Source organism: Flavobacterium riviphilum, from assembly GCF_055231795.1.
Map to the genome: position 1 here is coordinate 1 of NZ_JBUYSY010000024.1, position 26,288 is coordinate 26,288.

22 protein-coding genes and 1 riboswitch are annotated in these 26,288 nt (G+C 37.0%); of the genes, 6 read left to right on the forward strand and 16 right to left on the reverse strand.

Annotation, left to right across the window (positions count from 1 at the left end; all coding sequences use genetic code 11):
- Window positions 1–59 precede the first annotated feature (59 nt).
- The 7 genes from ACZIX2_RS13570 to ACZIX2_RS13600 form a co-directional block, all read right to left on the reverse strand.
- Entirely contained in the window at window positions 60–245 is a 186-nt protein-coding gene (locus tag ACZIX2_RS13570; protein WP_463340637.1) for a hypothetical protein, read from the reverse strand.
- Between the two features lie 79 nt (window positions 246–324).
- Window positions 325–837 carry a DUF421 domain-containing protein gene (locus ACZIX2_RS13575; protein ID WP_463340638.1) on the reverse strand — a complete coding sequence of 171 codons (513 nt, stop codon included), beginning with the start codon at window positions 835–837 and terminating at the stop codon, window positions 325–327.
- A 376-nt stretch (window positions 838–1,213) separates the two neighbouring features.
- Window positions 1,214–2,644, reverse strand: coding sequence for a TolC family protein (locus ACZIX2_RS13580; RefSeq protein WP_463340639.1), 1,431 nt, complete (start codon window positions 2,642–2,644; stop codon window positions 1,214–1,216).
- Window positions 2,637–5,801, reverse strand: coding sequence for an efflux RND transporter permease subunit (locus tag ACZIX2_RS13585; protein ID WP_463340640.1), 3,165 nt, complete (start codon window positions 5,799–5,801; stop codon window positions 2,637–2,639). Before ACZIX2_RS13585 ends, ACZIX2_RS13580 begins: the two co-directional genes overlap by 8 nt.
- A gap of 27 nt (window positions 5,802–5,828) precedes the next feature.
- The gene (locus ACZIX2_RS13590) at window positions 5,829–6,908 is read right to left on the reverse strand and encodes an efflux RND transporter periplasmic adaptor subunit (RefSeq protein WP_463340641.1); all 1,080 of its coding nucleotides are present in this window, start codon (window positions 6,906–6,908) and stop codon (window positions 5,829–5,831) included.
- A 432-nt stretch (window positions 6,909–7,340) separates the two neighbouring features.
- Window positions 7,341–7,745, reverse strand: coding sequence for a hypothetical protein (locus tag ACZIX2_RS13595; RefSeq protein WP_463340642.1), 405 nt, complete (start codon window positions 7,743–7,745; stop codon window positions 7,341–7,343).
- 181 nt (window positions 7,746–7,926) lie between these two features.
- Complete coding sequence (locus ACZIX2_RS13600; protein WP_463340643.1) at window positions 7,927–8,490, reverse strand: DUF4252 domain-containing protein; 564 nt, start codon at window positions 8,488–8,490, stop codon at window positions 7,927–7,929.
- A gap of 277 nt (window positions 8,491–8,767) precedes the next feature.
- Between ACZIX2_RS13600 and ACZIX2_RS13605 the strand changes: the two genes are divergently transcribed.
- Window positions 8,768–10,210, forward strand: a complete 1,443-nt coding sequence (locus ACZIX2_RS13605; RefSeq protein ID WP_463340644.1) for a S41 family peptidase — start codon at window positions 8,768–8,770, stop codon at window positions 10,208–10,210.
- A gap of 103 nt (window positions 10,211–10,313) precedes the next feature.
- Here the strand turns inward: ACZIX2_RS13605 and ACZIX2_RS13610 are convergent, their stop codons facing one another.
- The 7 genes from ACZIX2_RS13610 to ACZIX2_RS13640 all read right to left on the reverse strand — a co-directional run bounded on the left by ACZIX2_RS13610 (window position 10,314) and on the right by ACZIX2_RS13640 (window position 18,999).
- Window positions 10,314–11,369 (reverse strand): YncE family protein, encoded by a 1,056-nt coding sequence (locus tag ACZIX2_RS13610; RefSeq protein WP_463340645.1) that lies wholly within the window; start codon window positions 11,367–11,369, stop codon window positions 10,314–10,316.
- A 4-nt stretch (window positions 11,370–11,373) separates the two neighbouring features.
- The gene (locus tag ACZIX2_RS13615) at window positions 11,374–13,227 is read right to left on the reverse strand and encodes a TonB-dependent receptor plug domain-containing protein (protein WP_463340646.1); all 1,854 of its coding nucleotides are present in this window, start codon (window positions 13,225–13,227) and stop codon (window positions 11,374–11,376) included.
- A 32-nt stretch (window positions 13,228–13,259) separates the two neighbouring features.
- Window positions 13,260–13,522: riboswitch (cobalamin riboswitch) on the reverse strand.
- A 351-nt stretch (window positions 13,523–13,873) separates the two neighbouring features.
- Complete coding sequence (gene cobC / locus ACZIX2_RS13620; RefSeq protein ID WP_463340647.1) at window positions 13,874–14,416, reverse strand: alpha-ribazole phosphatase; 543 nt, start codon at window positions 14,414–14,416, stop codon at window positions 13,874–13,876.
- Window positions 14,401–15,201: an adenosylcobinamide-GDP ribazoletransferase gene (locus ACZIX2_RS13625; RefSeq protein WP_463340648.1), complete on the reverse strand. Its 801-nt coding sequence runs from the start codon at window positions 15,199–15,201 to the stop codon at window positions 14,401–14,403. The genes cobC and ACZIX2_RS13625 overlap by 16 nt, the downstream gene beginning before the upstream one ends.
- Window positions 15,198–15,638, reverse strand: a complete 441-nt coding sequence (gene tnpA / locus ACZIX2_RS13630) for an IS200/IS605 family transposase (RefSeq protein WP_463340649.1) — start codon at window positions 15,636–15,638, stop codon at window positions 15,198–15,200. The genes ACZIX2_RS13625 and tnpA overlap by 4 nt, the downstream gene beginning before the upstream one ends.
- Window positions 15,639–16,260: 622 nt before the next feature.
- Complete coding sequence (cobT, locus tag ACZIX2_RS13635) at window positions 16,261–17,940, reverse strand: nicotinate-nucleotide--dimethylbenzimidazole phosphoribosyltransferase (protein WP_463340650.1); 1,680 nt, start codon at window positions 17,938–17,940, stop codon at window positions 16,261–16,263.
- A gap of 543 nt (window positions 17,941–18,483) precedes the next feature.
- Window positions 18,484–18,999, reverse strand: coding sequence for a bifunctional adenosylcobinamide kinase/adenosylcobinamide-phosphate guanylyltransferase (locus ACZIX2_RS13640; protein ID WP_463340651.1), 516 nt, complete (start codon window positions 18,997–18,999; stop codon window positions 18,484–18,486).
- A gap of 119 nt (window positions 19,000–19,118) precedes the next feature.
- On the opposite strand from ACZIX2_RS13640, the gene ACZIX2_RS13645 reads away from it, so the two are divergent.
- From ACZIX2_RS13645 to ACZIX2_RS13655, 3 genes are read left to right on the forward strand one after another with little or no spacing between them, the layout of a single operon-like run.
- Window positions 19,119–20,261 (forward strand): ABC transporter substrate-binding protein, encoded by a 1,143-nt coding sequence (locus ACZIX2_RS13645; RefSeq protein ID WP_463340652.1) that lies wholly within the window; start codon window positions 19,119–19,121, stop codon window positions 20,259–20,261.
- Between the two features lies 1 nt (window position 20,262).
- On the forward strand, window positions 20,263–21,294 hold the full coding sequence (locus ACZIX2_RS13650; RefSeq protein WP_463340653.1) for an iron chelate uptake ABC transporter family permease subunit: 1,032 nt from the start codon (window positions 20,263–20,265) through the stop codon (window positions 21,292–21,294).
- Window positions 21,294–22,079 (forward strand): ABC transporter ATP-binding protein, encoded by a 786-nt coding sequence (locus ACZIX2_RS13655; RefSeq protein WP_463340654.1) that lies wholly within the window; start codon window positions 21,294–21,296, stop codon window positions 22,077–22,079. The genes ACZIX2_RS13650 and ACZIX2_RS13655 overlap by 1 nt, the downstream gene beginning before the upstream one ends.
- Window positions 22,080–23,028: 949 nt before the next feature.
- On the opposite strand, the gene ACZIX2_RS13660 is transcribed toward ACZIX2_RS13655, so the two are convergent.
- Together ACZIX2_RS13660 and ACZIX2_RS13665 are read right to left on the reverse strand one after the other, a co-directional pair.
- Window positions 23,029–23,493: a tRNA (cytidine(34)-2'-O)-methyltransferase gene (locus tag ACZIX2_RS13660; RefSeq protein ID WP_463340655.1), complete on the reverse strand. Its 465-nt coding sequence runs from the start codon at window positions 23,491–23,493 to the stop codon at window positions 23,029–23,031.
- A 58-nt stretch (window positions 23,494–23,551) separates the two neighbouring features.
- Window positions 23,552–24,124 carry a pseudouridine synthase gene (locus ACZIX2_RS13665; RefSeq protein WP_463340656.1) on the reverse strand — a complete coding sequence of 191 codons (573 nt, stop codon included), beginning with the start codon at window positions 24,122–24,124 and terminating at the stop codon, window positions 23,552–23,554.
- 228 nt (window positions 24,125–24,352) lie between these two features.
- Between ACZIX2_RS13665 and ACZIX2_RS13670 the strand changes: the two genes are divergently transcribed.
- Together ACZIX2_RS13670 and ACZIX2_RS13675 are read left to right on the forward strand one after the other, a co-directional pair.
- Window positions 24,353–24,796: a phage tail protein gene (locus ACZIX2_RS13670; protein WP_463340657.1), complete on the forward strand. Its 444-nt coding sequence runs from the start codon at window positions 24,353–24,355 to the stop codon at window positions 24,794–24,796.
- Between the two features lie 178 nt (window positions 24,797–24,974).
- On the forward strand, window positions 24,975–26,288 hold a 1,314-nt coding region (locus ACZIX2_RS13675; protein ID WP_463340658.1), incomplete at its 3' end, for an immunoglobulin domain-containing protein.

Below are 26,288 nucleotides of genomic sequence, written 5' to 3' on the forward strand. Positions count from 1 at the left end.
CAAGCCACACCATAAAAAAAACCGTTTGTAGCACTTTCTCTTCAAACGGTTTTCATTTTTTAATACCCATGGGCGTGCCTACGAGCACTTTTTTCGCCAGAAATTTTCTTGGCTTGACCCGGAGGTAGTTTCTTTACTTTTACTACTTTCACAGGATGAACGTGGTGTACGGTACAACTAGTCAAGCTTTTAGTAAACCACACCCCTACTAACAACATTATAGCTTTAAACAAAGGAAATTTCATGTAATGAGCTTTTAAATTTTGGCAAAATAAATCAATTAATTTGACAATTGTAATACTTATCTTGAAAATCACTTTACCCTCAAATATTACCCAAAGTTTTATGTATTTTCCTTTTATGATGGGTTTGTCGTAATGCAACATCGCCCGAAATCACACTTATATTTCCATCAATTTCAAGCATCGCCAATTTTACCTCTTTGAAATGTTCTATTCCATGTTCACGTATAGCCTCCTCAAGTTCTTCTGAGGTTATTCCTAATTTGGATAAATTTTCAAAATCAAGTTTTCCATTATGAATTAAAATTTCAGGTTTGTCTTGTATCCAATCACTTATTGTTTTAGACTTATACATTATTTTTTTGAAACCATAATTTAAAATAAAAAGAGACAAAGCCGCAAGTAAACCACCCAACAGCGAAGTATTTTCACCCACCATAGCGTTTTGAACAGCGTTACTAATCAATAAAATCAAAATAACATCGGCTGTATTCAATTGCGATAATTGTTTCTTACCGAAAAAGCGTAGTGAAATCACCATAAACAAGTACACACTAACACTTCTAAAAATGATTACTAAATAAGAATCGAACATGATATTGGTATTAAAATTTATAATAGAGGCTAATTTGTAAAGATAAATAGGTTAACAAATCTCTAACTGGCTGTTTATTGACAACCATTAAATCACTATTTAGAGTCCACTTACCTGCTTTAAACTTCAAAGACAACCAGAACCTCTCCCCACACACAAAACCACCTGCAACAGCCTTTCAACCATTAAAAACACTACAATTTACAAACAAATCCAATCAAAAGGTAAGAAATAAGCATCTGTTTTTTATGAAATAAAAAAAATCGCAATCCCTTATACAAGTTCATGCGATTTTTATCAAAACAGAATTTAACCAAGAATTTACAACTAAGTCCTTTTACCGCTAATTGTTTTTAAAAGTCAGCAGTAATTGGCACTATCTCCAACCGCCCCCAATTGCTTTGTATAGCGCAATTGATGAAGAGAATTGTTCTTTTTTAGTTTCAATCAACTCCAACTGCGATTCCAATGCATCTCTTTGCGTCATCAACACTTCAAAATAATCCACTCTAGCCGATTGAAAAAGATCCGTCGCAACGCTTATCGATTTGTTAAGTGCATTTACTTCCTGCAATTTTAGGTCAAAACTTTTCTGTACATTGTCCATCTTAGAAAGCTGATTCGACACTTCCAAAACTGCTGTCAAAACAGTTTTTTCATAATTATACAAGGCTTGAATTTGCCTTGCATTGGCAGAACTATATTCCGCTTTTAAAGCATTTCTATTAATTAACGGCGCCACTAAATCAGCACTGAAAGCATACAACAACGACTCTGGAAAAGTAAACAAATAATTCGGCTTAAACGCATTAACCCCCATAGTAGCACTAATACCAAATGAAGGATAAAATTCGGCACGAGCCACTTTTACATCCAACTTGGCCGCCTCTAATTGCAGTTCGGCTTGTTTTATATCGGGTCTGTTATTTAGCAATTGTGCTGGAACCCCTTCATGAATCAAAAAAGGAGTTTGCTGTACAAAACTAGACTTTGCCCTTTTTATCTCTTGAGGAAACTGACCTACCAAAAAATTAATTTTGTTTTCTGTTTCCTTAATTTGTTGGAGAATACTAAATTCCATTCCTTTTGATGCTAAGACTTCGGCTTGGAATTTTTGCACAGCCAATTCCGTAGCTCGAGCGGCTTGCTTTTGGTTTTTTACAATTTCAAAAGCATTGGACTGAAGCTGAATATTTTGTCTTACCACTTCAAGCTGCCCATCTAAAGCTAACAATTCGTAATAAGAACTTGCAATTTCAGCAACCAAGTTAGTTATCACAAAGTTTTTTCCTTCCACTGTAGAAAGAAAACGTTGCACTGCTGCTTTCTTTGAATTGCGAAGTTTTTTCCAAATATCAACTTCCCAATTTGCATAAGCCGCTACTTTAAAATCTTTTAAATCTTCAGGAACAATGCGTCCTGGCGTAATTTCTGCCGAAGCATCCCCGGCACCTTGACTGGTATACTTACCTACTTTTTCGATACCTGCCCCAGCCCCAATACCCACGGAGGGTAAAATGGCTCCTTTTCGAATGCGAACATCATTTCTTGCAATTTCAATTTCTTGCAAGGTTATCTGAAGTTCTTGATTCTTTTGCAAGGCAGTTTCAATCAAAGAAACAAGCTGTGGATCTTTAAAAAAAGCGTTCCACGAAATAGCAGATGAATTCAAGGTATCCAAATGGGTTGAAAACGAATTTGGCATTTCTTTTTTCTCGGCCAAAGGCGCCAGCGTTGGGGTACAACTTGCCACTATTATAAGCAAACCAATTGGCAATAGGTATTTGTGTAATGATTTTTTAGTCATGATCTGTTAAATATTCGGTGAATGGATTTTCATCATCTTTGGCTGACAAAGGGTTGTTTTCGGAAATTTTTGCAAAAATAAAATACAAACCAGGGATCAAAATCACCCCAATTATAGTTCCTAATAGCATTCCACCAGCAGCAGCAGTACCTAGAGTCCTGTTTCCAATTTTTCCAGGGTCGGAAGCAATTGCTAACGGAATCAAACCTGCAATAAAAGCAAACGAGGTCATTAAAATAGGTCGAAAACGCACTTTGGCACCTTCCAATGCTGATTCAAATACAGAAGCACCATGACTGTGTTTATAAGCCGCAAACTCTACAATTAACACCGCATTCTTACCCAACAATCCAATGAGCATTACAAAGGCCACTTGTGCATATATATTATTGGCTAGTCCAAATAGTTTCAAAAACAAAAACGCCCCAAAAATTCCAGCCGGCAGCGATAAAATTACTACCAATGGCAAAATGAAACTCTCGTATTGAGCCGCAAGCACCAAATACACAAAACCTAGACAAATCAAAAAGATATACAGCGCTTCATTACCTCTAGCTACCTCATCTGCTGAGATACCCGCCCAATCAATTCCAAAACCTCTGGGTAGCGTTTTTTCGGCTACTTCCTTAACCACCTCAATGGCAGTACCACTACTATATCCGATAGCCGGTGCACCACTTACCTCAGCTGCTGTGTACATGTTATGACGTGTTATCTCGGAAAGACCATACACTTTTGTCATCTTCATAAAGGCTGAAAAAGGAACCATTTCATCGCGATTATTTTTTACATACAATTTCAAAATATCTTGTGGCAACGCTCTATATTGTGGCGAAGCCTGCACGATTACCTTGTATTGTCTACCAAATTTGATAAAATTGGTTTCATAATTACTTCCTACCAATGTAGACAACGTATTCATGGCATTCTCCACACTAACCCCTTTTTGTTGTGCCAAATCGTTATCAATATCAAGCATGAATTGTGGAAAACTTGCACTATAAAAAGTAAATACAGACGAAAGTTCAGGACGCTTTTTCAATTCTTTTACAAAATCCCTACTCACGGATTCCATTTTTTTGTAATCCCCCGATCCTGTTTTGTCTAACAATCGCAATTCAAAACCACCGGCTGCTCCATATCCTGGCACAGCAGGAGGCTGGAAATATTCGATGGTAGCCCCTGAAATGTCTTTGGTTTCCTCTTCAAGTAATTTGATGATTTCTTCCACATTATGCGTTCTCTCGTGCCAATCTTTCAAATTAATCAAACAAGTTCCGGTATTCGCTCCGGTGCCTTCGGTTAGTATTTCATAACCTGCCAAAGCCGAAACTGATTTAACGCCTTCTATTTTCTCGGCAACTTTTTGCAATTTTTCGGCAATTTCATTTGTTCTTTCTAGCGAAGAGCCTGGTGGGGTTTGAATGATGGCATAAAACATACCTTGATCTTCGGCAGGGATAAATCCAGAAGGCAAACTATTGTTTACAAAAAAGATTCCCGCACAAAAAACTAACAAAGCCCCTAATGACAATGAACGTCTATTGATAATCAACGATAATATTTTTTGGTATCGATCGGACAAACGATTGAATTTCTCATTAAACTTATCCAAAAATGTGTTTACCAAATTTTTAGGTCGCGCTTGCCCGTGCGTATTTTTTAACATCAAAGCACAAAGCGCTGGTGTAAGTGTAAGCGCGACTATACCTGATAAAATAATAGCCGTAGCCATGGTAATGGAAAATTGACGATAAAATATTCCTACGGGTCCCGACATAAATGCCACAGGAATAAACACCGCAGCCATTAAAAATGTAATGGCAATAATAGCCCCACCAATCTCAGCCATGGCTCTTTTGGTTGCTTTTCTCGCCGAGAGATGTTCTTCTTCCATTTTAGCATGGACCGCTTCGATAACCACAATAGCATCGTCTACTACCACCCCAATTGCTAAAACCAAAGCAAACAACGTAATTAAATTGATGGTAATTCCAAACATTTGCATAAAAGCAAACGTTCCTATCAATGATACAGGCACTGCAATCGCCGGGATTAAAGTTGACCTCCAATCGCCTAAAAACAAAAACACCACTAATCCAACCAACACAAAAGCTTCAACTAGCGTATGAATTACTTTATCAATTGAGGCATCAAGAAACTTAGAGGCATCATAACTGATTTCATAATCCATCCCTGCTGGGAACGTTTTTTTAAGCTCTTCTAATTTTGCTTTTACGTCTTCAATTACCTGACTTGCATTACTTCCGTAAGATTGCTTTATTGCAATTGCCGCAGAAGGTTTTCCATCAATACTAGAATAAATATCATACATGGCGCTTCCAAACTCTACATCGGCCACATCTTTTAATTTCAACAACTCCCCATTAGGATTCGATCTAACTACAATATTCTCGTAGCCTTCCTTTGTAGTATATCTACCTTTGTATTTCAAAACATATTCAAATGCCTGAGATCTTTTCCCCGAACTTTCTCCGGTTCTTCCTGGTGACGCCTCTAAACTTTGGCTACTTAACGACTCCATAATTTCGTCAGCAGAAATTTTGTAAGCCAACATTCGATCAGGTTTTAACCAAATACGCATGGCATATTCTCTATTCCCAATTACATCTGCTACCCCAACACCATTCACTCGTTTTAAATCGGATAATATATTTATATCCGCATAGTTAAAAAGGAATTTTTGATCGGTATGCTTGTCGGTACTAAACAAGTTGACATACAATAGCATATTGGGTTCTTCACGGGTAATTTTCAACCCTTCTCTTACCACTAGAGGTGGTAATTTATTGATAACAGAAGACACTCTGTTTTGCACGTTAATGGCCGCCTGATTCGGATCGGTTCCTAAATTAAAAATTACTTGTATGGATGCTTCACCATCATTTCCTGCATCGGAGGTGATATATTTCATCCCTGGAACTCCATTTAGCGCTCTTTCTATTGGAATTACCACCGCTTTAATCAACAATTCATTGTTGGCTCCTGGATATGCGGCAGTAATATTTACTTTTGGAGGAGAGATAGAAGGAAATTGTGTTACTGGCAAACTAACCATTGACAGCACCCCTAAAAAGACGATAACCAACGATATAACAATCGACAATACCGGTCTTTGTATAAATTTATTAAACATAATTTTGCTTTTTAATAGTGGGAAGTATTATTCTGATCTTAATCTCAAATGAGACAAAACTTCTTTGGGTTTGATATATTCGTATTCGATTTTATCATTATCACTTGCCTTTTGAAGTCCATCCAGTACAATTTTATCGTTTACGGTTATCCCAGCGTTAACAATATACAAATCAGGCAATTCTCCTTTAATGGTAATTTCTCTAGATTTGAGTACATTATTGCTACCCACTACAAAAACATATTTTTTATCCTGAATTTCATAGGTAGCCTTTTGTGGAATTATCAGTGCATTTTTCATAGGGACTTGTCGTAAAACTTTACCCGTTTCACCATTTTTCAATAGCTTATTTGGATTTGGGAAACTTGCTCTAAAGGCAATATTCCCTGTTTCATTATCAAATTCACTTTCTATAACTTCAATCTTTCCTTTTGGACCTAAGATATCGCCATTAGCTAACAACAATGAAACCGTGCTATTTCCTCTATCATTTTTCTGAGTTTGATAGTCCAAATATTCAGGTTCAGACACATTAAAATAAGCAAACATGCTACTGTTATCAGACAAGCTGGTCAACAATTCGCCTTCGTCAATTAAACTTCCCAATTTCTTTGGAATACGGTCGATGATACCATCAAAAGGCGCACGAATCTCGGTAAACGATAAATGTAGTTTTGCCAAAGCTACTTCTGCTCTTGCTTGTTCTAACTTGGCTTGTGCCAAAGCTTGTTCGTTTTTGGAAACAATATTTTTGTCTGCTAACGCCTTCGCATTTTGCAATTCAATTTCTGCTCCTTTGGCTTCTGCTCTTGCTTTCAACAATTCTGATTCATAAAGCCCCGGCATAATCTGAAATAACAATTGCCCTTTTCTAACAAATTGTCCTTCATCCACAAAGATTTTTTGCAAAAACCCCTTTTCTTGTGCACGTATTTCAATATTTCTAACTGATCGAATTTGTGAAACATATTCTTTGGTAAAAGAAGTATCCAATATTGTTGGATTGGTGACCGTAAACTTTACTCCTTCTTCTTGTGCCTCTTTTTTGGACGTACAACTTGCTAAACACACCATTGCCACGATGGCAGTGAACATGATTTTTTTCATTGGTTTCTTTATTATTAATTGATAAAATTTAGGTATAGCAACACCTTTTTATTGAAAAATACTTGTGATTTGTTGTTCTAAAACACCATTGGAATTATACATTGTATGATTTAGAAAAAGTCAAATTGATTTTTAAACACAGATAATACACGATAGGCAATCAACAATTTCAACTATAAACTGTATCAGAAGCCCGATAAGTTGTAATTAAATTAAAAAATGATTAACCATTAAGAATGCTGTGTAGAGAAGTAGCAATGGAATACAAAGACTATAGCTTTCGTTACGATGGAATAGCAGTTTGCCTATATCATATATCAATAGCCAAAACAGTCTAAATACTAGACTACATCAAAAAGAAAGACTTAGGTAAGATTTAATTTCAAATGAAATCAAAAGAGTTGTTTGATATCCAATTGCTTATTGAAAGAATCAAATTCTAAAAACCCTATTGATAAGATATAAAGGTAGGTCACAATTAAAATAGCTAATGTGATAGTCATCATTTGCTTTTGGCTTAATTGTATTAAAATTAAAAAGGGACGGTTTGAGAAGCCCCCCTGATAGATGGCGAACAAAAAGCTTATTAGAGAGCTTTTTTGCGGACTCTTGATCGTTATGTGTGTCCAGTTCCTCTTCTAACTCAAAGTTCACATTCTGATTAAAAGACAATGCTTTTTCAGCTTTTTTTACTAAAAAAAGATTTTTTTGTAGTAGATTCAATTCAGATGCATTATTCACCAACAGATTAGCTTGTGTTGCTAGCATCACTTGATTACTAACAAACAAACTAAAACATAATGAAATAAAAACTTGAACCACTCTCATTGCTTTCACAGGTGTTTTTTATTGTGTGCAAATATTAAAAAAAAAACTACGCAATCATAAACCAATTTGATTATTATTAAAAATAAAAATTGGTCTTAATTTGATGAATAACTACACAAAAAAAAACTTAAAAAATGACAATATATCATCAATTAAGTTTTTTTTAACCCTCTTATTTAAAAGGAGTGGTTTATTTTCCTTGTGTGGCTTTTTTCAAGTCTTCCCCACCCGGAAAACGAATTTTATCAGTTAGCAATGCTAAGTCATTCCAATTGAAATTCCCAACCAACGACATCAATACGCTTTCTTCGCCAGTATGACCGTCTATAAACATGAGTAATTCTTTAATTTGACCTGTATTGACACTATCCATTTTGGCCGAAATTTGAATAACCCGACCTTTGTCTTTCAATTGCATGACCTCATCCAATTGCAATGCTTTGGCATAAACTTGAGCACTTGCTTTCATATCTGCTTCTACTTGTGCATTCTTCGTAGCAAACACTTTTAAATGCTCTAATTTTTTCACCAAATTAAAATACTGCTGCAATTCTTTATCCGAAGTATCAATTTTTACTTTACTCATCATGTCAAACATTTTTTTGTTGACCACAATCGAAGTCACCGCCTCATTGGCCTGAAACTTATCGAGCGTATTTTGCCCCCAAAACGAGCCAGTAACAAAAAGAAAAAAAAGCACAAACCATTGCGTTCGAACAACAGGAAAAGGGAAAAAATCTTGATTTTTTATCATGATATTAGTTATTTTTTTAAAGTCTTCCATTCAAAGTAGACAAACAATATGCCAAAATACTACTTTTCATCACAAAGAAACTATTTTTAAAATTGGAGAAAAACATTTTAGGAGTATTTTGTGAGGTTTTAAGTGTAATTTTCTTCAATAATAATTATTTTCTCCTCTAAATATCATAGTACTTTATGAAATTATAAAGAATATTAATAAAAAGACTAAGCTCAAATAAAACAAAAGTTCTATTTTTACGTTACAGTATTTTCAAAACCAACTATACATGAAAAAATTTACAAAAATAACCTTCTTATTATTACTCAGCCTTTTCGTATTTCAGGGCTGCGAGGACAATGATGACCAACCCGCAACAAACCTCGATATCCAAAATTTTATTTGGAAAGGAATGAATCAATATTACTTATGGCAAAGTAGCGTACCGAATTTGGCCGACAATAAATTCAAAACCGAAAATGAATTAAACGCCTTTTTAAAAGGATTTGCATCGCCCGAAGAATTGTTCGAAGCGTTACGTGTAGACAAATCCTTAGATCGTTTCAGTTGGATTGTAGATGACTATGTTGCATTAGAACAATCATTTCAAGGCACTACTAAAAATGATGGAGTAGATTTTGGATTGAGTTACAAACCCGGAAGCACTACCGAAATTTTTGGCTACGTGCGTTACATCATTCCAGGATCAGATGCTTCCACCAAAGCCATCAAACGCGGGGATATGTTTACAGGAGTTAATGGCACACAATTGACCGTAAGCAACTACCAATCGTTATTATTGAACGCCGAAAGTTACACCTTAAATTTAGCCGATTATAACGGGACTACCATTGTAAGCAATGGCAAATCAGTAGCTTTGACCAAAACCGTCTTGAACGAAAACCCAATTTTGATTAACAAAGTCATTGAAACCGGTGGAAAAAAAATAGGGTATTTGATGTACAATGGCTTTTTTGCCAATTATGACTCCCAACTTAACGACGCTTTTGGAAGCTTAAAATCGCAAGGGATTACCGACTTAGTTTTAGACTTGCGTTATAATGGTGGTGGATCGGTACAAACCGCCACCCGATTGGCCAGTATGATTACCGGACAATTTACCGGAAAAGTATTTGCCAAACAGCAATGGAATGAAAAAATTGAAGCCTACTTCAGTACCAACAACCCTGATGCATTAAAAAATTTCTTCCCAGACAAAATTGGAAGTACGGCTATTAATAGTTTGAGATTAAACAAAGTCTATATCATCACTACCAAAAGTACCGCTTCGGCTAGCGAATTGGTTATTAACGGACTAAAACCATTTATTGATGTCGTGCAAATTGGTGATGTAACTACCGGTAAAAACGTAGGATCCATCACCTTATACGACTCCCCTACTTTTGAAAAAGACAAAGTCAACCCTGCCCACAAATATGCTATGCAACCTATAGTGTTGAAGATTGTCAATGCCAATGGTTTTGGGGACTACCAAAGCGGATTAACCCCAACGTTTCAACAAGCGGAAACCATTACTACGTTTGGCACGTTGGGCGATCCAAACGAACCTTTGTTGAGCTTGGCCATCGGAAAAATCACGGGTACCAAAAAAGGGACTCCAATTGAAAAAGGGAAATCTTTCCGTTATTTCAAAGATTCCAAATCCATTCAAGGCTTTAGAAACGATATGTATTTAGAAACCATTCCTGAAGGTTTGAAACAATCTTTATAAAACCTTTTTTAAACTACAAACAAAAAGGCGTTTTCTAGATGAAAACGCCTTTTTGTTGTTTATTGCTAATATTTAACCCAGAATCCGCAGTAGAAAACTGGATTTAATTATTAAAATAAAAACCATTAGGACCAATACCAACAGTCAACTCTTTCAACAAAGTTCCATTCAAAGAATAAACATAGGCCTTACTATTCGAAGCAAAATCCCCGCCATCGGCAATGTAAATTTTATCATTCTCTACCGCAAAACCATACATCACCCCATATTTAGAAGTCGATGAATACTTAAAGATAGGCGTTTCAGAAGGTTGTGTTGCCGTGATATCCATACTATACACTCCTGTATCTTTTGTAAAGTAAATTTTAGAACCATAAATATCCAAATTTCCTACCTCTGTCAAAGCCGTTGGAAACACCACTTCTGTAACCGATTTATCCGATAATTTCACTTTTACAATTTTGCTTGCACTTCCGTAAGGAGCCGCTAACACATACAAAACACCGTTTTTTACTTCCATTGTATTGGCGCTTGACCCAACGGTTATTGGTGTTTCTAAAGTTTTAGTTACTGTATTTACCACCAAAACTTTGTCGCTATTATAAGGTTCTGTGATGTACAACTTATCACCATCTAAAACAATACGATTGGCGGTAGCATTCAAGTTAATTTTAGATTCCACTTTATTCGTGGCCAAATCGATAACGGCTACAAAATCATCTGTGTTTCCCGTGGCTGGATTCGCATAAGAATAAGTGTTCGCATTGGTTACGTATGCTTTACCATTCTTTACCACCCCATATCTTGGGGTAACTAAACCTGTTTCGATTTTAGCAAGTAACTTAAAAGAATAGCGATTCACGACATTAATCACATTTGACCCTCCTGCAATCACATAGGCTTTATCCCCATCAAAAAAAATCGATTGCACATATGTCCCGAAAAAATCACCTACGTTTTCTGCTCCATACACATCTTGTTTAAAAGTAGTCAAATCATCTCCTAAAAACGATACCGAACCTCCAGATGAATTGCCTTCATTTAGAATAAATACGCCATTATCATAATTCCCTTTGGACACATTTTCGTTGTCGTCGTTTGTACAAGATGCCAAAAAGGCAAAAGTAAAGGCTACTAATAAAACTCTAGTTAACTTCATTATATTAAAATTTAAAGATTAGATACAAATTAAAATTACGCCCGGGCATCATTCTATTTTCCAGACTTTCATATTTTTCATTCCAAAGATTAAGCACTTGAGCGCCAATTTTTATTGGATTACGTTTAAAAAACTCATAATCTACACCCACATTAGCCACCCAATACGAAGGAATAATAGCGCTAGGATCGTTATCGGATTGCGTATAGACAAAACCATTAAACAGGAATTGATAATTGGCACTCCACTTTTTATAACTATACGCCAATGCAGCGGTAGCTTTGTGATAAGGCACAAAAATCAATTGCTTTTGGGTTTCCTCATTTTTGGAAATGGTGTACGCATACGTCCCATTGATTTGCCAAATACTTTTTCCAAATTGTTGTTTCCAAGCCAATAAAGCTTCTATTCCATAAGCGGCTACGCGATCCGTATTTTGAGGAGACCAAATCCCATTATTCCCCGGAACCCAACGCAGCAAATCTTTAATTTTATTGTAATAGGCCGTTTGCGTCAAACTGATATTTTTATAAGTAAAAACATTGGCTAGTTCGCCTTGGTACGCACTTTCGGGTTTTAAATTGGGATTACCGCCTTCTTCCCAATACAAATCATTGTAGGTAGGAATTCGGAAATTATGAGAAACATTGACTTTCAATTGATACCAAGGCGCGATCCGCAAAGCACTTCCAGCCGAAAAAAGAACAGGTGATTTATAAGTATTGGTAAACTCCTTACGAATACCCAATTCATTTTGCCATTTCGAATCAATTTCATATTTGACCAACACAGATACTGCACCAATATCTCTTTCGTGGTATTCAAATCCAGAGCCTTCTCCTTGGGTCGTATTATATTCTAAAATTGTGTTTAGCAAAAAAGAAGGCGTCGCTTGAAAACTAACATCCGCTTTGGTAATCCAAGTCTTAGTATCCCCAAAACTGTATTGTTGTAGCGACTTGTTCGGATAATACTGATAGCCTTCGGTGAGGTAAGCCATCTTACCATTCATCGTCCATTGGTCAAAAACACCATTGTATTCCAACAAATTTCTACTAAAATCATTCTTGTATTTCGTTCTAGACTCCGAGGGCGAAAGTAAAGAAATATTCCTATCGGTATTCGAGGACTGACTGTAAGCTTTTAGTATTTGTTTATCAGAAATTTTAAAACCAATAGCTGCATTGAACCCAATCACTTCATATTCCCCATTTTCATTAAAACGCTGATTGCCTTTCCAATCAAAAAGACCAGGATAATCGTAATCGTTATCAGAATAGTTTCTAGAAAAACCAATTTGAGCCGACCATTTTGTATTTGAAAACTGGCTATTATAATGTATGCCCTGCGTATTGAAACTTCCATAATCCAGTCGCAATTGATTTGAAAAAGAACGGTCAAATCGCAAGTCATTGTTCAAATGTACCGTACCACCAATAGCCCCACTGCCATACATCACACTTCCCCCACCTCCTTTAACAGCAATCGCATTATAATCCGTTCCTGAAATGGTATTAAAATCGGTACTCCCATTCATTTGGGAATTGATGTTGATACCGTTCCAAATCACCGCAGTTTGCGACGCAGTGGTTCCCCTAAAAGCCACCGTCGAAAGCATCCCACGACCGTATTCTTTAAAATATAAAACCGAATTGTAATTGAGTAAATGGGTCAACAACGCACTATTTTTTGACAAAATAGAGTCGTTCAAACTCAAAATCGTTTGAGAGCTAGAGAATTTGCGCAGCTTCGCATCAGCTATGACGACCTCTTTTAAGCGAGTAATCGAATCATTCTGAGCAAACGTCAGTTGACTTGCCAGCAAACAAAAACAGAGAAAAGATTTAAAATGTGCCATAATTTCCTGAACCTTTTTTCCCGAAAGTTCGTTATTGGTTAAGAAAAAAGGCAGGTCTCCTGGCTTGCGTCTTGTTGTTGACCTTCCCATTCCAAGGTAGAAGTTAGAGGATAGAGGATAGAAGTTATACTTCTATTTTCTAATTTCTAATTTCCCACTTTAAAAACAGTGGTTTTGTAGATAACAACAAGCTTCATAGCTTACAGTTGCGGGTACAGCTTAGGTTTTTATCCTAATTCCCTTTTAATGCGTTTTCTAAAAAAATAAAAACGCAACCTTAATTCGGATGCAAATATAGAATTAAAAAAATGGAATACTAAAATTAAAACTCAAAAAACAAGTAAAAAAAATCATAAACCACTGCAAAACAACAACATAAATCACATCAATCATAACTTGGGCGTGCCCCGCCTGATACTTCGACAGGCTCAGTAGTCAGGTCGGGCTGTACGTTCCCGCTTCCCGATAGAAAAAATCGGGAGAGCTCCACCTTCATCCCAATGTCATATAATTAAGAAATAACTCTGTTATTTTCACGCAGATTTCGCAGATTTTCGCAGAAAAATCATTTAAAATCTGTTGTATCTGCGTGCTATTTTTTCTTTTTCCTCTTAACTTAATGACATTGCCCTCACGCAAACCCTGCTTAACGAGTATACTCCACTTTCACCACTACACCGTAATCCAAAGGTGTAGCAAAAGCTTCCTGCAAAGGAATATTATTTATTCTACACAAAACACTTCGAATCACCCCAGAATGCGTGACTAAAATCAGCGGTTTTTCATTAGATTTCTCTAATTCCTCCTCCAAAAATTCCCAAACCCTTTGGTCCAAATCAATAAACGATTCGCCATTGGGAACCGCAACTTTCACAAAATCATTCATCCAAGGGTCCAAAACAGTCCTCGGAATGGCGTTCCAAGCCTGCAATTCCCAATCCCCAAAATGCATCTCTTTCAATCGAGGTTCTTCGGCTACTATTGGAATTCCTTTAGCTTCTTGAATATGCTGCGCCAAAATCGAACAGCGTTGCAACGGACTGGTATACAAAACCCCTTGCTCTGGCAATTGCTCCAAAATCGATTCAAAAATCGCATCATAAGGTACTCGAATGCCAACATCGCTTTGACCATAACAAATCCCTTTCTCACAAACCGTTTCGGTGTGACGCACTAAATAAATTTCCATATTGCAAGTAAGGTTAGGTAAAAAATAACTTCACACACCTGTTGTGTAGCTCCCAAACAATCACCCGTGTAACCGTCAATCCATTTCTGGAAATAACGTGCCAAAAAATAACGTGCCAAAAAAACAGGTAATACCACCAACCCAATAATCGCCTGATTCATCATCAAAACCAGCAAAGGCAATAGCCCAAAAAACAAAGCGCCCACAACTTCTTTCCAAGAATACTGTTGCGCAATGGGTTTGCTTTTACTCGTAGCATCCTCGCGAGAATATTCGTGAGTAAACACAATCGAAATCGCCGCCAATCGACTCAAAGAATGCCCTGTTATGAAAACCAAAAAAAAAGTGAAGAGTGAAGCGTAATTAGTGAATAGTGAATCGTCTTTGGCCAAAGTGACCAAACTCGTATACTTCAACAAAAAAAGCAATACCAAACCAATCGCACCATAAGCGCCAATAGCGCTGTCTTTCATAATCGTCAAAATCTTAGTTTTGGTCCAACCGCCACCAAATCCGTCGCAGACATCGGCAAAACCATCTTCGTGAAAAGCGCCTGTAACCATCACACTCGCAATCATCAAAAAAACTATCCCAATCTCAGCATTCCACAACCAAGACGCCGCAGCATATACTCCAAATGCGATAGCCCCCACAATCCAACCAATTAATGGAAAATAACGAGACGCTTTGTTCAAATAATCAGGATTATGGTCAATGTTCTTCGGACACGGAATTCGGGTATAGAACATCAAAGCGGTAAAAAAGATGTGGAGTTGTTTTTTCATTTATTATCAACCATTTTAAATCCATATTTTAAAATAAATTCATCATACTCTTCTTGAAATGACTTCTTTTTATGATGTTCTTCTTGATTTTTAATATAATTCCTAACTTTATCGAGAACCGATTCTGACACCGAAACTGCAAAATATTCCTCCTGCCATTGAAATTTTTCTTTAGTTAAGTCATTTTTGTTAATCCAAAAAGAGGATTCTCCTTTGATAAGCTGAATTACTTTTTGAATATTCTGGTCCACACCTAAGGAAATCAAACAGTGACAATGGTCAGAATATCCATTTATAAAATCAATATATATTCCTTTTTGAATGGCGTTCTCTCTTATATGATTCCATACTTTTTGGCGTAATTCAATAGAATCTAAATACGGAATTCTGTTTTTAGTACTCCAAACACAATGAAGATAGAGTTTTACAAATGGCATTCTTATATTTTTAGTGGTTTAAAATTCGGCTAAAGCCAATTTATAGATTTTATTTTAAAGAATGGGCTAAAGCCCATTCCTATTCAAATTTTGCAATAAAATAGACACTATTTTTATTATTTCCTTTTTTTGAATTGCTTCCAAATTTATCCAAAACAATGTTTTTTATTATCCCTTAATTTGAATTGCCTCCAGATTTATCTGGAGGAAAAGATTAGCATTTGCTTCAAATGGGCTTTAGCCTAAATAATAATAATTTGGCTAAAGCCCAATATTAAACTCATTCTAAAGGATGGGTTAAAACCCATCCCTATTCAAATTTTGCAATAAAAACAGAGAATTTTATATTTCATCTTTTAAATTACCTCCAGATTTATCCAAAACAATGTTTTTATTATTCCTCAATTTGAATTGCCTCCAGATTTATCTGGAGGAAAAAATTAGCATTTGCTTCAAATAGGCTTTAGCCAAAATAACAATAGGTTTGGCTAAAGCCCAATGCTAAAATCATTTTAATGAATGGGCTAAAGCCCATTCCTATTCAAATTTTGCAATAAAATAAACACTATTTTTTATTATTTCATCTTATAAATTGACCCCTGATTTATCTGGAGGAAAAATATCAATACTTCTTGTTATTCACTCCCGCCGATTCAAAACTGGCCATCTCGTTCAAAAAAGCCACTGCTGATTGTACTAAAGGAAAAGCCAAAGCACAACCCGTTCCTTCGCCCAAGCGTAATTGAAGGTGCAACAATGCTTTTGCTCCTAGATATTCCAAGAGTTGCTGGTGTCCTTTTTCATCCGAAGCGTGGCAAAAAACAGCATTGCTCAGAATAGCGGGGTTTTTCTTAAAAGCAATCAAAAAAGCTACTGTCGCAATGAATCCGTCGACTAAAATTAGCATCTTATTTTTATGAGCTTCGAGCATTCCGCCAGCTATTTGCAGGATTTCGAAACCTCCAAAATACGCCAAAATCGAGTCTAAATCGGTAGCTCCTTTATAATTCGCAATGGCAGTTGCTAAAATTTGATGCTTTTTTTGTAGCTTTTCAGCTGTAACTCCCGTTCCTTTTCCGATGCAATCTGCTAAGGGAATTTGGGTCAAAAAATGCATTACTACTGAAGCAGTGGCTGTATTCCCAATCCCCATTTCTCCAAAACCGATGCAATTTGTGCCCGATTGCGCAATTCGTGCCACAACAGCAGCACTCTCAGAAAAACAAGTGGCTACTTCGAGAGGACTCATAGCAGCGGTGTGCAAAAATGACTGCGTGCCTTTGCCGATTTTATTGTGAATCAACTTGGTGTTCGTTGGAAAATCATAATTCACTCCCGCATCTACAATCGATAGTTCGATTTGGTTTTGTTTACAAAACACATTGATTGCTGCTCCACCTTCCAGAAAATTAGTCACCATTTGTCGGGTTACTTCTTGTGGATAGGCACTTACGCCGTGATTAGCAATACCGTGGTCGGCAGCAAAAACCACCAAATGCGGTTGTTTAATTTGAGGCGAAGTGGTTTGAAACACCATCCCTATTTGGTGAGCGAGTGCTTCTAAATCACCCAAAGCTCCTGTGGGCTTGGTTTTGTTATCGATTTTGTACTGCAATTGGTTCGATAAAATCGCGTTGGACTCCGTTATTTTTTCTTCAAAGGAAGAAATTATAGTTTCTTTTGACTGAACCGAATCAATCGTAGTGATAGATGGAAATGGCTCTTTTTTCTTCCATCCTAATTGTTGTAACATCGGCTGATGTTCATAATTAGAGGCGGGTTTACCTACGCAAAAATAGCCCAAGGGTTCTATATTTTCGGGTAATCCCAAAATAGATTTGAATTCGTGGTAGTTTAGAATCGACACCCATCCCATAGAATAGCCTTGTTCAGTTAAGGATAACCAAATGTTTTGTGCCGCACAAACCGCGCTAAACTTAATCGCTTCGTTGCTCCCCACGGTTCCGATGGTAAAGCTATTGAGCACCGAACGGTCGTATGCAATGACCAATCCTACTGGAGCTTCTTCGATGGCTTCGAGTTTTAGGGCTTGGTATTGTTGCTTTTGTTGCTCGTTATCGGTGGCATTGGCTGCTTTTTTATCGTAGTCTTCAAACAAAAGTTTGATGGCTTTTTTGACTTCGGGGGAACGTATAACGTAATATCGAGTGGCATCGGTAAGTCCAACAGAAGGTGCGTAATGCCCAGCTTGTAATGCTTTCTGTAAGGCGTCTTCTGGCACTTCGTCGGTGGTGAAGTGGCGGGTATCGCGACGGGATTGTATGATTTCTTGTAGTGTCATAATCTTTTTTTTGCGTTAGGGATGGTAGTGGCATCCTTTACTGCCGGGGTTCGGCAGTAAAGATATAACGAACAGCCCGGCCCTTGTGGAAACGCCCAAAATATTGTTATTGAAACCTTGTATGCATTTTTTTCACCACACTTCGATACCTCAGTGCAGGCTAGAAAGATAGAATTTATAGTTTTTCAAAAGAAACCAATAGACGTTTTACTATTCACATAGACATCCTATGTGTAAAATACGAGTATTTCTATTCATTCATTGTCTAATTAGCTTTGACTATGCCTCTAGCCTGCACTGAGGTATCGAAGTGTTATTAAATTTTTATTTTATCTGAATTTCACCTAACGGATATTTCATAACAAATAGCTATCATTGAAAATTGTTTAAGTACTTTATACTTTCTGTTCTTTGCGGCTCTGCGACTTTGCGTGAATATTAGCTCGCTAAGCCGCAGAGACGCCAAGTACATTTTCAATATTTAGTGTCTTGGTATGAAATACGAAGAATCGCATATTTTATTAGTTTCACCGATTGACTATTTTATACTTCGCCTTTGATTACCATTGGGATTCCAGCTACCATAAAAACTACGGTATCGGCTTTTTGGGCGATGTATTGATTGGTCCAGCCTTGTAACTCGGTGAATTTTCGACCGATGTGTGTCTCTGCGTGCAAGCCCATCCCGATTTCGTTAGAAACGATGATGATGGTGGTGTTGGGTTGCTGTGCGAGGACATCGATTTCTTTCTTGGCTTGTGCCAAACACAAATCGATGTCGTTTTTGTTGTCTACAAAAAAATTGGTCAACCACAAGGTCACACAATCGATGACAGCCACACGATTTTCGAAATTGATCTCGCTCAGAAACTTTTCTTTTTCGATGTTTTCCCAACGTTCGTCACGGTCTTTTTGATGTCTGTCGATGCGGTTTTTAAAATCGGCATCCCACTGACGCGCTGTGGCAACATACATTGGGTTATCCGACTTTTCTTTGGCTATTTTTTCAGCAAAACCGCTCTTTCCAGAACGTTCTCCTCCAGTAATCAAGTACATCATTTGGGCTAATTTATGGCTTCATTAAAGAGCAAAGATAGTCTTTGTTGAATTTTTTAGTGTTAAAAATAAACAAGAAATTTTAGTTTTTGCGTTACATTTGTTCCTATCAAAATTTGTTTATGAAAACTAAAATTGTTCTTATTGCCTTAATAAGCTTGTTGCTCTCGTTGAGTGCTTGCGAGAAAAAAGGTAACACTACCCCCCTTTCGGAAACGGCTGCCACCAATAGTATTCGCTATGCTTCTGGACTTTCAATACAGAAAAATCAAGGATTTTCGGTGGTAACGGTTCGCAATGCTTGGCCTGATGCAAAACAAAACTTTACCTATATTTTGAAAGAAAAAAACGGTATCGTTCCGGATAGTTTACAAAAATACCCTACCATTGCTGTGCCTTTGCAAAGCATAGTGGTGACCTCGACTACTAATATTCCGTTTTTGGAGATGTTGGGGGTGGAGCAAAAATTACTTGGTTTTCCGCATACCGATTATATCTCGTCTCCAAAAACACGACAACTAATCGATGCAGGAAAGGTGAAAAATATTGGTCAAAATGAAAAGTTAGACACCGAACAATTGATTGACTTGAGTCCGAATTTGATTGTGGCTTTTGGCATTGATAATTCGAATCCCACGATTGATAACTTACAAAAAAGCGGTTTAAAAGTACTCATTCAAGCCGATTGGATGGAACAAACACCGCTAGGCAAAGCCGAATGGATTAAATTGTATGGCGCTTTGTTTGGCAAAGAAAAAGAAGCCGAAGTTTTATTTAATGACATCGTAAAAAGTTATAAGGAAACACTAGCGTTGGTCGCTCAAAAAAAGACAAATCCTACGGTTTTGTATGGCTCGATGTATCAAGAACAATGGTTTGTAGCCAAAGGTGACAGCTGGGTGGCACAGTTTTTAAAAGATGCCAAATCTAATTATTTGTGGAGTACCACCAAAGGAACAGGAAGCTTGTCGTTGCCCTTTGAAAAGATTTTGGAAAAGGCTCAAAAAGCTGAGTATTGGATTGCCACGGGCTCCTTTAAAAACTTAGCGGAATTGCAAAATAGCAATCCACACTACCAACAATTTGACGCTGTGAAAAACAAAAACGTCTATACTTTTGAAAACAAACACGGAGCCACCGGTGGTACTGTTTATTATGAATTGGCAGCAAGTAGACCCGATTTGGTCTTGAAAGATTATATCAAAATTTTCCATCCCGAATTACTTCCGAATTATACGTTTACCTTTGCCGAAAAACTACAATAAATTGAGGTCTTCCTTTAAACATAGTATTCTTTTTATAACCTTATGCATAGGATTGTTTGGGCTGTTTGTAGGCAACATTTGTTATGGCTCTATCGCTATTCCTGCTAAAGAAGTTTTGAAAAGTTTGCTGGGACAAACCGCTTCCAAAGACACTTGGGAATACATCATCTTACATTATCGTTTGCCCAAAGCGATTACGGCTGTAATGGTTGGTATGGGATTATCAATGAGTGGTCTGTTGATGCAAACGTTGTTTAGAAATCCAATGGCTGGACCCTATGTTTTGGGATTGAGTTCTGGGGCAAGTTTGGGTGTGGCTTTTGTAATTTTGGGTGCTAGTTTTATGCCTTCTTTTTTAATTCCTTTGTTACTTTCTAACTATGGTATTGTTTTAGCTTCGACTATTGGAAGCAGTAGCGTACTATTACTAGTTCTCATTGTATCGCAACGTTTACGAGATACTATGGCGATACTCATTATTGGCCTTATGTTTGGCAGCTTAACCTCTGCCATTGTTGGGACACTCACCTATTTTAGTTCGGCAGAGCAATTGCAAAAATTCACCTTCTGGTCGTTGGGAAATTTAGGAAATTTATCTTGGGAATCGGTTTGGATTTTGAGTCTTTGTGTGGGAATTGGACTGGTTCTAAGTGCCCTTAGCATCAAACCGCTTAATGCTTTGCTTTTGGGTGAAAACTACGCCAAGAGTATGGGGCTCAACTATAGCAAAGCGCGATTGATTATTATTTTTGCCACTAGTATACTAGCCGGAAGCATTACCGCTTTTGCTGGTCCGATTGCTTTTGTTGGATTGGCCGTTCCTCATATTGCGAAATTGACCTTTCAAACCAGTAATCACCGCGTGCTTTTTTGGAGTACACTCCTTTTTGGAGCCGGCATTATGTTGGTTTGCGATATATTTACACAAGTCCCTGGCACCGAAGTGAGTCTGCCCATTAATGCGGTGACATCTATCTTAGGGGCTCCTGTGGTAATTTGGCTATTAGTTAGAAAACAAAAAATGATGGGCTAATGGAACACACTATCATCCTTCAAACCCAATCGATAAGCATTGGTTATCAGAGCAAAAAAGTAAGCCCTCTTGTTGCTAAAAATGTTTCTATTGCGCTAAAAAAAGGAAAACTAACGGCTTTGATTGGTGCCAACGGCATTGGAAAATCGACACTTTTAAAAACCATTACTGGAATTCAAAAACCTCTTGAGGGTGACGTTTTATTACACGGTAAAAATATAGCAACCTACAGCGCTTCCAATTTATCACAAGAAATGAGCTTGGTATTGACAGAAAAATTACCTCCCAGTAATTTAACCGTGTTTGAATTAGTGGCGTTAGGACGTCAGCCTTACACCAATTGGATTGGCACCTTGACCGAGGAAGATAAAATTCAAGTTGAAAAGGCCTTGTCACTTACACAAATCAGTCATTTGGCCAATAAAAAGCATTATCAAATTAGTGATGGGCAATTGCAAAAAGTACTCATTGCACGCGCCTTAGCTCAGGATACGCCTTTGATTATTTTGGATGAGCCCACGACGCACTTGGATTTACTACACAAAGTTTCGCTATTGAAGTTACTTAAAAAGCTCACCCACGAAACGGGAAAATGTATTCTTTTCTCGACTCACGATATCGATATGGCGATTCAATTGAGCGACGAAATGATTATTATGACTCCAGAAACCGTCGTGCAAGATGACCCGTGCAATTTGATTGCGAAAGGAAGTTTCAATACGCTTTTTAAAGATGAGCATATTGTTTTTGATGCTGAAAAAGGGAAGTTTGTGATTACGAACTAGCCCCCAAATACAAGTCTAAAAATTTAACCGCTAAGTGCGTAAAGGGTTTACGCATAATGCGCAAAAAATATATAAACATATAAGTCAAAACAGTTTTTTGAATTGACAATTTATTTTGAACCATATAAGGCAAATAAGGGCATAAAAGTATCCATCTGTGAAAATCTGTGGAATTTGTGTCTAAAAATTTAACAGCAAAGATTTACGCAAAGGACTCAAAAACAACTATATAACTCCGTGTTGCTTCGTGCCTTCTTCGTGTTTCTTTGTGGTAAAAAGAAATTAACCGCTAAGTTCGCAAAGGGATTACGCAAGGGACGCAAAAAATATAAACATATAAGTCAAAACAGTTTTTTGAATTGACAATTTATTTTGAACCATATAAGGCAAATAAGGGCATAGAAGGTTAGTTTTGAAATCTATAGCTAAAAAAATTCAAACACAAAGATTCACAAAGAAGACACGAAGCACACTAACAATTAAACAATTGCTATAAATCCGTTTTATCCGTGCAATCCGTGGCAAAAAAGTGTAACCGCTAAGTGCGTAAAGGGTTTACGCAAAAGGCACAAAAAATGTATAAACATATAAGTCAAAACAGTTTTTTGAATTGGGCTTATTTGTTTTGAACCATATAAGGCAAATAAGGGCATAGAAGGTTAGTTTTGAAATCTGTAGCTGAAAAAATTCAAACACAAAGATTCACAAAGAAGACACGAAGCACACTAACAATTAAACAATTGCTATAAATCCGTTTTATCCGTGTAATCCGTGGCAAAAAAGTTTAACCGGTAAGTTCGCAAAGGGTTTACGAAAAGGGCGCAAAAACAACTAAATAACTTTGTGTCGCTTCGTGTCTACTTTGTGTTTCTTTGTGGTAAAAAAAGCGCTAAGCACGCAAATAGTACCAGCTCAAAAAAACTGAACACTAACAACTATAAACTCCTTACTATTTTTTGCCCAATGAAAGCTGTCTTCTTGCCTCACCCACTACAAAGGCAACTGAATTGGCAATATTAAAACTGCGAATCAAAGGTGACATCGGGATTTTTAATTGATTTTCTTTGGCGAACAAATTCAATACTTCTTGACTCAAGCCTACGCTTTCTTTGCCAAAAACCAACCAATCTTCGTCTTGAAATTCGATATTTAAATAGGAATGCTCCGCGTGAGAACTCATCAAAAAGACTCTCGAAGTATCTGGCACCACCTTTAACCAATCGGCTACATTTTGATATTCCGTAACATCCAAATGTACCCAATAATCCAAGCCTGATCGTTTCAAATTTTTATCATTAATTACAAAACCAAAAGGGTGAATGAGATGCAGCCGACTTTCGGTACCAACACATAAGCGACCAATATTTCCAGTATTGTTAGGAATTTCAGGTTCAACAAGTACGATGTTTAACATTATATTATGAATTAAAAGATTGAAAAATTAAAAGATTGAAAAACAGCAACTCAATCTCTTAAAGTTCTATTTGAAAATTATTTACTTCTAAGACTTGTCCTGCTTGTAAGTTGTTCAATTGTACATTTCCTACTCGCACGCGAACCAAGCGCAAGGTAGGAAATCCAACAGCCGAAGTCATTTTGCGCACTTGACGAAATTTACCCTCAGTTACCGTTATGGAAGCCCAAGAAGTAGGCCCATGACGCTCGTCTCTTATCTTCTTACCACGGGGACCAAAACTCGGAACGTCAGTCAACTTTCTTGCTTCACAAGGTTTGGTTTTATACTTAGTTCCTTTAAAACCGATGAATACCCCTTGCTTGATTTGATCAATAGCTTCTTGTGTAATACAGCCATCCACTTGTACATAATATTCTTTGGCTACTTTTTTACTTCGCACCAATTCACTCATCTGCCCATCTGTGGTCAGCAATAACAAACCCTCCGAATCCTCATCCAAACGACCAATAGCCATGGTGCCTTGGGGAAAATCATACAGTTCGCCCAACAAACGTTTTTTGCGTTTGAGTTCGTAGATAAACTGACTTAAATAGCCGTAAGGTTTATGAAGAATAAAATGACGATGCATACTATAGAATTAAACAACAAATATACTTGGTAATCTCATTTTAAAAAAACAAGACAACGATATCTCTTATATTACATTTTTTTTAATAAATATTTATACCGTTATAAATCAATATTTTAACATAAATTATTTTTTTTTTAACATTTTTAACTATCTTTATATCAGACAATTAAAAAACGCTTCAATTCCTACATTTTTAAATAATTATTAACCTAAAACTATTCTATTATGGACGAAGAATTAATTGGAACCATCAAACTTTTTGCAGGCAATTTTGCTCCTGTTGGCTATTTTACTTGTGAAGGACAACTTTTATCAATTGCAAATTATAATGCATTGTTTGCTTCATTAGAAACCAACTATTGTCGAATTGGCATTCAAAATTGTGGATTACCAGAATTAAGTGACAGAGTCGCCAATAGTCAAGGTAGCTTTAATCAACAAGTTTATCCGATGGGGCAACTAGCAGGAAAACCAACTACAATACTTTTAAGTAGTAATATGTCTTTGCACACGCACTCCGCAGAAGGAGTAAGTATCGCTGAACCAATCGCAATTAATAGTGGAGATACAAACAGCCCTGTTAATACACTTTTACCTAAAACAAGAACCGATTTCTATTCATCTGTTGCTATTCTAGGAGGGCATTATGGTTTTTGTACAAGCATCTGAACAAACAGGAATGACAGGATAAGGAACATCATTCTCTATAATGTATCCTAATTAAGTGATCAACTATTCGATAGCAATCTATGGCATTTTCCCTAGTTGAAATTTAACTTTATATTCATTCAACTAAACATATCTTAATGAATATCAATGAAGTTTATAACAATTTAAACTAACTCCTATGAAACAAAAAATTACTTTGTTGGTCGCTTTATTACTATTTTGCTTTGCGGCTCAAGCGCAAGTGCAATTTTGGAGTGACACTTTTGAGAGTGGGTCACCGTCCAGCGGGACGCGAACCCCTGAAGAAAATGGAGGTACCACTTCACCAAGTACTGCCTATTTTAAATTAACTGATGGATCTACAGTTTCTCAGGTAGTATCGTTTACAGGAAAAGAAGGCACCAATTATTGGGCTGGTGAAGACCACAACGCTGTTGGAACTGGATTTGCTGCGAGTGGTGCTGAAGGAGCTGCATCGAATAGCTCTAATAACGAACTACAAATATTATGGTCAAACATTAATATAAGTGGTAAAACTGGTTTGAGTTTTAAAGGATTATTAGCAGCAAATAGTACTAACGAACCTTGGGATAATACTCGAGCTTGTAATAGTGGTGTAGGAACAACCAATACTGATTACATTATCATTGAATACAGTATAGATGGAGGGCCTCCCACTAGTTTGATACGTTTTTACAACAGAGGAAGTGCCAGTGGTGTAGGAGACAAATATCTTTTTGAAGATACAGATGACAATGGTTGTGGAGATGGAACCCAATTAACTAATGAATTTAATGAATTTACTAAGTCTATTTCGGGTACAGGTACCACAATGAACTTATCAATTCGTGTTTTTTCTGAAGGTACAAATGAAGAATGGGGTATAGATAACTTCCGTTTGTTTTCTACACCCGCTTGTACTGCTCCAGTGATAACTACACAACCTAGTAATACTACAGTTTGTAATAATGGTAACACAACCTTTACTGTAGCCGCAACAGGAGCTACTGCGTATCAATGGCAAGTGAATACTGGATCTGGTTTTACCGATATTACTAATGGAGGTGTTTATTCTAATGCAACTACAAGTACTTTAACAATCACAGGAGCTACTTCTGGTATGAACGGTTATTCATATCGTTGTGTGGCTAAGGATGGTTCTTGTAGTACCAATTCAAGTTCAGGATTATTATCCGTAACTACAATTACTTTAACAGCAGCATCTCAAACAAACGTTGCTTGTAATGGTGGTTCAACTGGAGCCGCAACAGTAAATACTGCTACAGGAGGTGTAGGTCCATATACTTACAACTGGACACCAGGAAACCCAACAGGTGACGGAACGACTTCTGTAACAGGATTGACAGTAGGTACTTGGACTTGTACCGTAACCGATGCAAATGGATGTTCTAGTTCAAGAAATTTTACTATTACCCAACCAACCGCTTTAACAGCTACTGCGGCTTCGCAAACCAATGTATCTTGTAATGGC

Coding starts and splice junctions, on each gene's coding strand:
- ACZIX2_RS13570 (WP_463340637.1), bottom strand. CDS start 245: ATGAAATTTCCTTTGTTTAAAGCTATAATGTTGTTAGTAGGGGTGTGG.
- ACZIX2_RS13575 (WP_463340638.1), bottom strand. CDS start 837: ATGTTCGATTCTTATTTAGTAATCATTTTTAGAAGTGTTAGTGTGTAC.
- ACZIX2_RS13580 (WP_463340639.1), bottom strand. CDS start 2,644: ATGACTAAAAAATCATTACACAAATACCTATTGCCAATTGGTTTGCTT.
- ACZIX2_RS13585 (WP_463340640.1), bottom strand. CDS start 5,801: ATGTTTAATAAATTTATACAAAGACCGGTATTGTCGATTGTTATATCG.
- ACZIX2_RS13590 (WP_463340641.1), bottom strand. CDS start 6,908: ATGAAAAAAATCATGTTCACTGCCATCGTGGCAATGGTGTGTTTAGCA.
- ACZIX2_RS13600 (WP_463340643.1), bottom strand. CDS start 8,490: ATGATAAAAAATCAAGATTTTTTCCCTTTTCCTGTTGTTCGAACGCAA.
- ACZIX2_RS13605 (WP_463340644.1), top strand. CDS start 8,768: ATGAAAAAATTTACAAAAATAACCTTCTTATTATTACTCAGCCTTTTC.
- ACZIX2_RS13610 (WP_463340645.1), bottom strand. CDS start 11,369: ATGAAGTTAACTAGAGTTTTATTAGTAGCCTTTACTTTTGCCTTTTTG.
- ACZIX2_RS13615 (WP_463340646.1), bottom strand. CDS start 13,227: ATGGCACATTTTAAATCTTTTCTCTGTTTTTGTTTGCTGGCAAGTCAA.
- cobC (WP_463340647.1), bottom strand. CDS start 14,416: ATGGAAATTTATTTAGTGCGTCACACCGAAACGGTTTGTGAGAAAGGG.
- ACZIX2_RS13625 (WP_463340648.1), bottom strand. CDS start 15,201: ATGAAAAAACAACTCCACATCTTTTTTACCGCTTTGATGTTCTATACC.
- tnpA (WP_463340649.1), bottom strand. CDS start 15,638: ATGCCATTTGTAAAACTCTATCTTCATTGTGTTTGGAGTACTAAAAAC.
- cobT (WP_463340650.1), bottom strand. CDS start 17,940: ATGACACTACAAGAAATCATACAATCCCGTCGCGATACCCGCCACTTC.
- ACZIX2_RS13640 (WP_463340651.1), bottom strand. CDS start 18,999: ATGATGTACTTGATTACTGGAGGAGAACGTTCTGGAAAGAGCGGTTTT.
- ACZIX2_RS13645 (WP_463340652.1), top strand. CDS start 19,119: ATGAAAACTAAAATTGTTCTTATTGCCTTAATAAGCTTGTTGCTCTCG.
- ACZIX2_RS13655 (WP_463340654.1), top strand. CDS start 21,294: ATGGAACACACTATCATCCTTCAAACCCAATCGATAAGCATTGGTTAT.
- ACZIX2_RS13660 (WP_463340655.1), bottom strand. CDS start 23,493: ATGTTAAACATCGTACTTGTTGAACCTGAAATTCCTAACAATACTGGA.
- ACZIX2_RS13665 (WP_463340656.1), bottom strand. CDS start 24,124: ATGCATCGTCATTTTATTCTTCATAAACCTTACGGCTATTTAAGTCAG.
- ACZIX2_RS13670 (WP_463340657.1), top strand. CDS start 24,353: ATGGACGAAGAATTAATTGGAACCATCAAACTTTTTGCAGGCAATTTT.